The organism is Streptosporangium sp. LJ11 (assembly GCF_051918945.1).
Lineage (GTDB): Bacteria > Actinomycetota > Actinomycetes > Streptosporangiales > Streptosporangiaceae > Streptosporangium.
On sequence record NZ_JBPXMB010000010.1, the window covers coordinates 69,672 to 77,387 of the forward strand.

9 protein-coding genes are annotated in these 7,716 nt (G+C 71.1%); 4 read left to right on the top strand and 5 right to left on the bottom strand.

Annotation, left to right across the window (positions count from 1 at the left end; all coding sequences use genetic code 11):
- Nucleotides 1-191 precede the first annotated feature (191 nt).
- Nucleotides 192-692 (bottom strand): ATP-binding protein, encoded by a 501-nt coding sequence (locus ACTOQ3_RS16600; RefSeq protein ID WP_440084276.1) that lies wholly within the window; start codon nt 690-692, stop codon nt 192-194.
- Nucleotides 693-968: 276 nt separating this feature from the next.
- On the opposite strand from ACTOQ3_RS16600, the gene ACTOQ3_RS16605 reads away from it, so the two are divergent.
- The 3 genes from ACTOQ3_RS16605 to ACTOQ3_RS16615 all read left to right on the top strand — a co-directional run bounded on the left by ACTOQ3_RS16605 (nt 969) and on the right by ACTOQ3_RS16615 (nt 3,878).
- Nucleotides 969-2,339: a helix-turn-helix domain-containing protein gene (locus ACTOQ3_RS16605; RefSeq protein ID WP_440084277.1), complete on the top strand. Its 1,371-nt coding sequence runs from the start codon at nt 969-971 to the stop codon at nt 2,337-2,339.
- Nucleotides 2,336-3,244 (top strand): phosphotransferase enzyme family protein, encoded by a 909-nt coding sequence (locus ACTOQ3_RS16610; RefSeq protein ID WP_440084278.1) that lies wholly within the window; start codon nt 2,336-2,338, stop codon nt 3,242-3,244. The genes ACTOQ3_RS16605 and ACTOQ3_RS16610 overlap by 4 nt, the downstream gene beginning before the upstream one ends.
- Nucleotides 3,245-3,443: 199 nt before the next feature.
- Nucleotides 3,444-3,878: an N-acetyltransferase family protein gene (locus ACTOQ3_RS16615; RefSeq protein ID WP_440084279.1), complete on the top strand. Its 435-nt coding sequence runs from the start codon at nt 3,444-3,446 to the stop codon at nt 3,876-3,878.
- Nucleotides 3,879-4,002: 124 nt separating this feature from the next.
- Here ACTOQ3_RS16615 and ACTOQ3_RS16620 read toward each other — a convergent pair whose 3' ends face one another.
- Both ACTOQ3_RS16620 and ACTOQ3_RS16625 read right to left on the bottom strand, forming a co-directional pair.
- The gene (locus ACTOQ3_RS16620) at nt 4,003-4,296 is read right to left on the bottom strand and encodes a MerR family transcriptional regulator (protein ID WP_440084437.1); all 294 of its coding nucleotides are present in this window, start codon (nt 4,294-4,296) and stop codon (nt 4,003-4,005) included.
- A gap of 979 nt (nt 4,297-5,275) precedes the next feature.
- Complete coding sequence (locus tag ACTOQ3_RS16625; RefSeq protein WP_440084280.1) at nt 5,276-5,803, bottom strand: hypothetical protein; 528 nt, start codon at nt 5,801-5,803, stop codon at nt 5,276-5,278.
- Between ACTOQ3_RS16625 and ACTOQ3_RS16630 the strand changes: the two genes are divergently transcribed.
- The gene (locus tag ACTOQ3_RS16630) at nt 5,802-6,290 is read left to right on the top strand and encodes an N-acetyltransferase family protein (protein ID WP_440084281.1); all 489 of its coding nucleotides are present in this window, start codon (nt 5,802-5,804) and stop codon (nt 6,288-6,290) included. The genes ACTOQ3_RS16625 and ACTOQ3_RS16630 overlap by 2 nt on opposite strands.
- A 51-nt stretch (nt 6,291-6,341) precedes the next feature.
- Here ACTOQ3_RS16630 and ACTOQ3_RS16635 read toward each other — a convergent pair whose 3' ends face one another.
- Nucleotides 6,342-6,641 carry a hypothetical protein gene (locus tag ACTOQ3_RS16635; protein ID WP_440084282.1) on the bottom strand — a complete coding sequence of 100 codons (300 nt, stop codon included), beginning with the start codon at nt 6,639-6,641 and terminating at the stop codon, nt 6,342-6,344.
- A gap of 247 nt (nt 6,642-6,888) precedes the next feature.
- Nucleotides 6,889-7,659 carry a neutral zinc metallopeptidase gene (locus ACTOQ3_RS16640; RefSeq protein WP_440084283.1) on the bottom strand — a complete coding sequence of 257 codons (771 nt, stop codon included), beginning with the start codon at nt 7,657-7,659 and terminating at the stop codon, nt 6,889-6,891.
- Nucleotides 7,660-7,716 lie beyond the last annotated feature (57 nt).

Sequence of the window (7,716 nt, forward strand, 5' to 3'; positions counted from 1 at the left end):
TTTAATTAATACCACACCGCCGGGGAGGTGGCGGTACGGGGACGGGGTGTGAGGCGGGGCGTGGAAGCGGTGTCCGGGGTACGTCCGGGGCGTGCCGGTGAGCGGGGGCGGCGGGTGTGTCCGGGGGTGCGGAAGCGATGCCGGTGAGCGGTGCCCGGGGTGCTTTTCAGGGTGCGTGGAGGCGTGAAGGGCTACGTCCGGGGGCGGCGCGCGGGCAGGTCGAACCAGACGCCGGTCCCGATCTGCCCGGTGCCGCACAGCCGCGTCCAGTGCGCCCCGCAGCGGCCCGCGGTGAACTCGTCGACGATCCGCAGCCCCCGCCCGCCGAGCTCCAGATCGTCCACGCGGCCGGGCGCGGTGAACGGGCGGTGCAACAGGCGTTCGATCAGCGGGACCCCGCCGCCGGCGTCGGCCACCTCGGCCCTGATCGGCAGATCGCCGTCGTGCAGAATCCGAAGTTCGTACGGGCCCGGGGCGTAGCTGCTGGCGTTGGTGGCCAGCTCGGCGACCACGACCTCCATCTCGGCCACCTCGTGGGCGGCGAAAGGCGGCCGGGACAGCAGGTCGCGCAGCAGCTCGCGGGCGCGGCGGGCGGCGTTGCCCTGGGGAAGGCGCCAGGCGGTCATCCGGAAGCGGCCGCGGATTCCACCGTGCACGCCGAACTCCAGAGCCTGAGCGTGCTCGATGAGCATCGTCGCTCCTATCGCGTAGGGCACCAGGGACACGGTGCCGCCGGGGCTTTCCGGCCGCTCGCTGGTCTGAATTACCCATGGTGCGGGACAAGACCGATATACGGAGAGTCGCAGGGCCAATACTGTCCGCAGATCGGTCCGGTGATAGGCGAGACCGATCACCTTGCATGATCGGTCGTACCGATACGGCTTCGGCGGTGCCGGGTCGCCGGTTACCTTGGCGTCAGGGAACCCGTCAAGGCAACCCGTCAGGGGAATTCGGCCGGGAAGGTCGGCATGAACGTCAGCAGTGGGAACGCGCAGGAAATCGACCCCGCGCTCTGGGAACGCCCGCAGATGCGCCAGGCTCTGGCCGTCCGCGACATGGCCACCGTATACCGGTTACTCCAGCGGATCGGGGTCTCCCAGCGTCACATCGCCGCCCTCACGGCCCAGTCCCAGTCGGAGATCTCCGAAATCCTCAAGGGCCGCCAGGTGATGGCGTACGAGGTGCTCGGCCGGATCGCCGACGGTCTGGGAATCCCGCGCGGCTACATGGGGCTGGCCTACGACGCCTCCTCCGCGGCGCTGGCCGGTACGGCGGCGGACGACCACCGCGACGACCCCGGGGAGGACGAGCAGGTGCGCCGCCTCCTCGCGCACGCCGCGCAGGTGACCATCGGCGCGACGGTCGGGGACGCCGAGGAGTGGGCCGAGCCGCTGACGCCCACGGAGACCCCCGTCCCGTACCGCATCGGCATGGCCGACGTCGAGCAGATCGAGGCGGTGACCCGCACGCTGCGCGCCCTGGACTACCGGCACGGGGGCGGTGTCTGCCGCGACGCGGTGGTGGCGCAGCTGACCTGGTCGCAGCGGCTGCTGCGGGCCGCGTGCCCGGAGTCGGTCACCCTGCGGCTGCACCAGGCGCTGGCCGACCAGCACAACCTCGCGGGCTGGACCTCCTTCGACGTCGGCCTGTACGGGGCGGCCAGAGGTCACCTGGCCCGCGCGCTGGAGCAGGCCAAGTACGCGAGGAACTCCTCGCTCGCGGCCAACGTCCTTTACCGGATGGGACGTGTCCACCTCCACTGCGACCGCATCCTGGACGCGCTGCGGTTCTTCCAGCTCGGGCAGATCTGCGCGCAGGACGCCAGCTGCGAGCGGACCGTGGCGATGCTCTTCGCCAACGAGGCGTGGGCCTACGCGCTGCTGGGCGACAGCGACCTCGCCCTCAAGTCGATCAACAGGGCGAGTGACGAGCTGGCCCGCGCCCGCGACCGCGAGTCACCCGCCTGGGTGAGCTTCTTCGGCACCGCCGACCTCGACGCCACGAGCGGCATGGTCCACGCCGACCTCGCCGTGACCCATCTCGACAGTCACCTCGGCATCGCCGAGCGGTTCCTCACCGACGCGCTCGGGCAGCGCGATCCGAGCATGGCCAGAAGCAGGGCCTTCGAGCTGACGGCCCTCGCGACGGTGCAGCTCAGAGCCGGTGACATGACCTCGGGGCTCGCCAACGGCGACGAGGCCGTCACCCTGGCGACCGAGATCCGTTCGGTGAGGATCAGCGACCGCCTCGCGCCGCTGCAGGCCGTCGCCATGATGCGGGCGCACAGCGGCGACGCGCAGGACCTCGCCCGGCGGATCTCGGCGGTGCGCGCCGCATGACGATGACCACCGACCACGCCGGCGGGCTCACCCGCGACCGGCTCCACTCGCTGCTGGCGTCGGTCTGCGCCCGGGCGGGGCTCGTGCCCGGTGACGCCGAGCTGATCAAGTTCACCAACAACGCCGTCTTCCGCCTGCGGCGGGCGTCCGTCGTGGTGCGGGTCGCCGGTTCCTCGGCCGCCCGCTCCCGCGTGCCGACGGTGGTGCGGGTCGCCCGCTGGCTGGCCGACCACGACTTCCCCGCGGTGCGGCTGCTGCCCGGCTGCGAGCAGCCGCTCCAGGTGGAGGGCCACCTGGTCACCCTGTGGGAGAACACCCCCGAGGTGGGGCCGCGCCCCGGCGGCGGTGACCTGGCCGCCATGCTCAGGCGGCTTCACACGCTCGCGGACCCGCCGGTGGACCTGCCGGAGTGGGCCCCGATGACCGAGGTCCGCCAGCGGCTCGACGAGCCGGAGGACCTGCCCCCGGGCGACCACGCCTTCCTGCTCGACGAGTGCGACGAGATCGAGGAGCGGCTCGCCGCACTCGACTACGTGCTCCCCGCCGGGGTCATCCACGGCGACGTGTTCATGGGCAACGTCATCGCCGGTCCCGCGGGGCCGGTGCTGTGCGACTTCGACAGCACGGCGATCGGCCCGCGCGAGTGGGACCTGGCTCCCGTCGCGGTCGGACGCCTGCGGATGGACTATCCCTGGGACGAGCACACGCCGCTCGCCGAGGGCTACGGCTTCGACGTCACCCGCTGGCCGGGTTTCCCGGTGCTGCGCCGCCTCCGCGAGCTGAAGCTGGTCACCAGCGTCGTGCCCGTCCTGCGCAGCAACCCGGGCATCCGGCCGCAGTGGGAACACCGCATGCGCAGCTTCAGGTCCCGCGACCAGACGGTCAGGTGGCAGCCGTACCGGTGACCGGTGAACGGGCCCGGCGGAAACCGCGAACGGCCCCGGGGACACCGGGGCCGTCGCCGGCCGGAGGATTCCGGGATGTGGTCCGGGGGGACGGCAAGCGGTGGCAGGTTGTCGGGAAGCGACACCCGGTCAACGTTCGGGGTGGTCCCCACGGGGGACATAGGGGCTGAACTCCCGACCGTCGCTCGGAGGACATCGCATGCTCAGGATCGGCAAGCTCACCTCTTCGGACCGCCCTCAATGGGAAACCCTGTTCCGCGGCTACAACGACTTCTACGAGCGCACGCTCACGCCCCAACTGTACGACCGTGCCTGGGACGAGTTCCGGGAGGACATCCGGATGCACGCCCTCGGCGCGAAGCTCAACGGCGAGCTGGTCGGCATCGCGCACTTCCTCATCCACTCCAGCACCACGGCGCTGGACGTGTGCTACCTGCAGGACCTGTTCACCGCACCGCAGGCCCGGGGCAAGGGGGCGGGGCGGGCACTGATCGATGAAGTGACCGAGTGGGCACGCGCCCGCGACTGCAGCAGGGTCTACTGGTCCACCCAGGAGACGAACACCGCCGCCCGGCGGCTCTACGACAAGGTCGGCGTGAACAGGGGGTTCATCCTCTACCAGATCGACCTCTAGCCATCGGGCGGAACAGCCGGAATCGCTTCCCGGCCGGCGTCCTGGTGATCCGGTGGGGCCGACCAGGTGACCCGGGCCGGCGACCGGACCCGGACCGGTGCCGCTGGGGCACCGGTCACCGGTCTCACGCGGAGATGCGGTCGGTGCTGTCGGATCGTCGGTGGTCGTGGGCTTGCTTGAGCTCGGTGTTGATGCGCAGGGCCTCGGCGAGCTGGTCCTCCAGGATGATGATGCGGCAGGCCGCCTCCAGCGCGGTGCCCTGGTCGACCAGTTCGCGAGCGCGGGCGGCCAGGCGTAGCTGGTAGCGCGAGTAGCGGCGGTGGCCGCCCTCGGAGCGCTGCGGCTCGATCAGCTTGGCGGTGCCCAGGCTGCGCAGGAACGCCGGGGTGACGCCGACCATCTCGGCGGCCCGGCCCATGCTGTAGGCGGGGTAGTCCTCGTCGTCGAACCGGTGACCGGAGACGTCACCCGGGGTGGCGGGGAGCCCGTCGGCTCTGCCCGCGATGTCGGCCTCGCCGGCCGGTTCAGCCTTGTCGGCGGTGTCGCGGAGCCTGGGCTCCGAGCGGACGGCCGACGCCAACGGTGTTCGATCCATACAACCTTCCCGAAATGCCGACAGGGGCCCCGGCGCCTTGATGCGCCGGGGCCCACGAGGTTCAACACCATCTATCGGCCCTGGGGCCGACCTGTTTCTTCCGCACCGGCCGCCCGATGGGGACGGGGATGCGGGGATCGCGTGTGCGTGACCGTAGACCACCTTCCAATCCGTGGGACTGCGGTACCCGTGCGGCGGAACATCAGCCGTCAACGGGCGATCCTGATGGCGTTCAACACTCCCTTCGCTATCTCTGCTTCTTCGACCTCATGCATCACTGATCACCGCAGCTGCGCGTCCACGGCCGGAACCCTTGACCTGCTGTGCCGGTCCCGGCACGTCCGACGTCGTACCTCGTTACCGCTGTGGCAGCGCGTCCACGGCCGGGACCCTTTCGCCTGCTACCGGTCCCGGCACGTCCGACCTTCTGCTCGTTCGCTGTTCGCCGCGGCTGCGCGTCCACGGCCGGGACCCTTCCGCTGCTTCGGCCCTGGCACGTCCGACGTTGGTGCTTTTTCCGTTACCGCTGTGGCAGCGCGTCCACGGCCGGGACCCTTTCGCCTGCTACCGGTCCTGGCACGTCCGACCCGCTGCCCCTCTTCACTGCTTCGTCTTTGTCGTCCAGCTGTCCACGCTCGTCCGGGCAGTTCGTCGTGATGCCTACGTCCTGCTCTGCCCTCGTGGAACCGTTCCTTGCGATGTCAGGAACTCTATCCCCACCACCCGCGGATGTCTACTTCAGTCACTACAGATTTTCGATACCGAGGAAGTGAGGGCTTGCACTCGCGCGCCGCCCGGGATGTCAGCTGCGGCCGACAGGGGTGGTGCCGAACATCAGGGTGCGCCGCCGGACGTCATAGAAGACGGTCCCGGCGCTGGACAACAGTTCTTGAAGATTGTCGGCGTCGTCGGGATCCAGCGTCAGCACCTCTTCCCAGGCCCCCTGGTCCAGGACGAGTTGCAAGGTGTAGCTGCCGGGCCGGCCCGGCTCGCCGGCGATCCAGCTGAACTGGTAGTGGCTGAGCTGGCGGACGACGATGCTGTCATCGGTGACGGGCTGGCTGGGTTCGGGAGCCATCGGCTTCTCCTGGAAACGTCGTTCACTGGACGGTTTTAGGGGGCGCCATGGCGTCGGGACAGAGCCTGCGTGGCCGGGCTCCCCACCTGGAAGATGCCCGATCACTCCGCTGTCACTCCGTACGGTGACGCCGCTCTCCTTCAAGATCTTCTCGGCGCGCTTTACCGATTCCGTGCGGTCGGGCAGTGTCGGCGAAGCTCCCTGTGGAAACGGTTTGCGGCCCGTCACCCCGGCCAGCATGCTGGACGTCATGCTGATCAGAGACGCGACGTCCGCCGACTGGCCGCTGATCTGGCCTTTCCTGCGTCGGATCGTGGCGGCCGGTGAGACCTTCACCTGGGATCGCGACGTCAGCGAGGAGCGCGCCCGTGCGATGTGGCTTCTCGAGCATCCGGGACGCACGGTCGTCGCCGTCGACACCGGTGGGACCGTCCTGGGCACGGCCAAGATGAATCCCAATCACATGGGGCCCGCCTCACACATCTCCAGTGCGAGCTTCATGGTCCACCCCGATCACGCCGGACGCGGCGTCGGGCGGGCGCTGGGCGAGCACGCCCTGGACTGGGCGCGCGCCGAGGGCTACCGGGCGATGCAGTTCAACGCCGTCGTGGAGACCAACACCCGGGCGGTGGGACTGTGGCGCTCACTCGGTTTCGAAGTGCTGGCGACCCTGCCGGAGGGCTTCGACCACCCGGTCAAGGGCTACGTCGGGCTGCACATCATGTACCGGTCCCTCTGAACGTACCGGCTCGCCTGAGGGCACCGGCCTCGCCGATCGCCGGTACGCCGGTCAGCCACCCCCCGCTCCGGGGCCGGCGGCCCGGCCGCGCCGCCGGCCGGCCGGGACGACGCCGAGACACGGCGCCTCGACGTCCTCGATCGTCTCGGCGCGCCCGCCCGCTCCGGAGGGAGACGATCGCTCGGCCGTCAGCTGGGCGAGCGCGAACAGCAGGAGCTCGCCGCTGCCCCAGTCGGCGCGGTCGCCGCGCCCCAGCTCCACGACCCGCCGCATGACCTCGGCGGGGGTGAGGCCCAGCGCGACGGCGACGTGTCTGGCGGCCTGCAGCAGCTCGTGGTCCCGGGCCCCCATCAGACCCTCCCGAGAGGGCCGCCGCCTCCGGGCGACGGGAGGATCGGAAGCGGCGGTGCCGCCGGGGCCCGATCATGGTGTGACTCGCGCATCTCTGTCTCCTCGGCTCCGCGTTCGGGGGCTGAGGACATGTTCTCCGACGGCGCACCGGCTGGTCCGGTCCTCCCGGTGGCCGATTCCGCGCTCCCCGGCCCCGCGGCCGCACGCGACGCCGGGACGCGGGCCCGCAGCCGCCCTCCCACGCGGGTCAGGACACCCGGGACGGCGGGGCGGTCCACGTGTCGCAGGCGGCGGGGGAGACCGCCCGAAAGCCGCGTTCGAACCAGCGGAGCCGGTTGGCGCCGGTGCCGTGGGTATGGTGGCTGCCCTCGTCGCCGCCGGCGCGGAGCGCGCCGGAAAGCGCCTCCCAGTCCTGTTCGGTACGGGGCAGCGAGCCTCGTACGCTGCCCAGGAACACGCCCGCCAGGCAGTCGGCCTGGAGCTCGTAGCGGCGGCCGAGTTCGGCCTGGCGGGGACGGTCGGCGCGGGCGAGGGTCTCGTAGCGGTCCCTGACGCCGGTGAGGCTCTGCAGGTGGTGGCCGTACTCGTGGGCCGCCACCTTGAGGGGGTACAGGTCGGTCCGGTTCTCGATCCAGTGGCCGGTGAGCGGGAAGACCAGCGTGGCCCGTTCGGTGCAGTAGAAGGCGTCCGCGTTGACGGGCCAGCGCACCCCGCACACGCGCCGCGCCGGTTCCTCGTAGAAGCGGACCGCCGGCCTGCGGAATCCCAGCCCGGCGCGGGCGAAGTGGGCGGACCACGAGGTGTTCAGGCACCCCAGGGCCGCCGTCAGGTACTCGCGCATCATCGGCACGCCCCTGTCGACGATGGGTGGTTCCCGGCAGGAGGTGGCCGCCAGCTTCCCGCTCGTCAGCAGCGGGCTCTTGGGCGGGGCGGCCCGCGCGACCCCGGACGGCAGGACGGTGAGGCACACGGTCACCAGGAGGACCCACCGGGTGAGGGCGGCGGCGTGGAGGCGCATGGTCGGACAGCATAGGACTCCCGGCGCCGGGCCGAGGCGGTGTCGAGCCGGGGCGGC

Excerpts from the sequence above, each read along its gene's own strand:
- ACTOQ3_RS16600 (WP_440084276.1), bottom strand. The coding sequence starts at position 692 with ATGCTCATCGAGCACGCTCAGGCTCTGGAGTTCGGCGTGCACGGTGGA.
- ACTOQ3_RS16605 (WP_440084277.1), top strand. The coding sequence starts at position 969 with ATGAACGTCAGCAGTGGGAACGCGCAGGAAATCGACCCCGCGCTCTGG.
- ACTOQ3_RS16610 (WP_440084278.1), top strand. The coding sequence starts at position 2,336 with ATGACGATGACCACCGACCACGCCGGCGGGCTCACCCGCGACCGGCTC.
- ACTOQ3_RS16615 (WP_440084279.1), top strand. The coding sequence starts at position 3,444 with ATGCTCAGGATCGGCAAGCTCACCTCTTCGGACCGCCCTCAATGGGAA.
- ACTOQ3_RS16620 (WP_440084437.1), bottom strand. The coding sequence starts at position 4,296 with ATGGGCCGGGCCGCCGAGATGGTCGGCGTCACCCCGGCGTTCCTGCGC.
- ACTOQ3_RS16630 (WP_440084281.1), top strand. The coding sequence starts at position 5,802 with ATGCTGATCAGAGACGCGACGTCCGCCGACTGGCCGCTGATCTGGCCT.
- ACTOQ3_RS16625 (WP_440084280.1), bottom strand. The coding sequence starts at position 5,803 with ATGACGTCCAGCATGCTGGCCGGGGTGACGGGCCGCAAACCGTTTCCA.
- ACTOQ3_RS16635 (WP_440084282.1), bottom strand. The coding sequence starts at position 6,641 with ATGGGGGCCCGGGACCACGAGCTGCTGCAGGCCGCCAGACACGTCGCC.
- ACTOQ3_RS16640 (WP_440084283.1), bottom strand. The coding sequence starts at position 7,659 with ATGCGCCTCCACGCCGCCGCCCTCACCCGGTGGGTCCTCCTGGTGACC.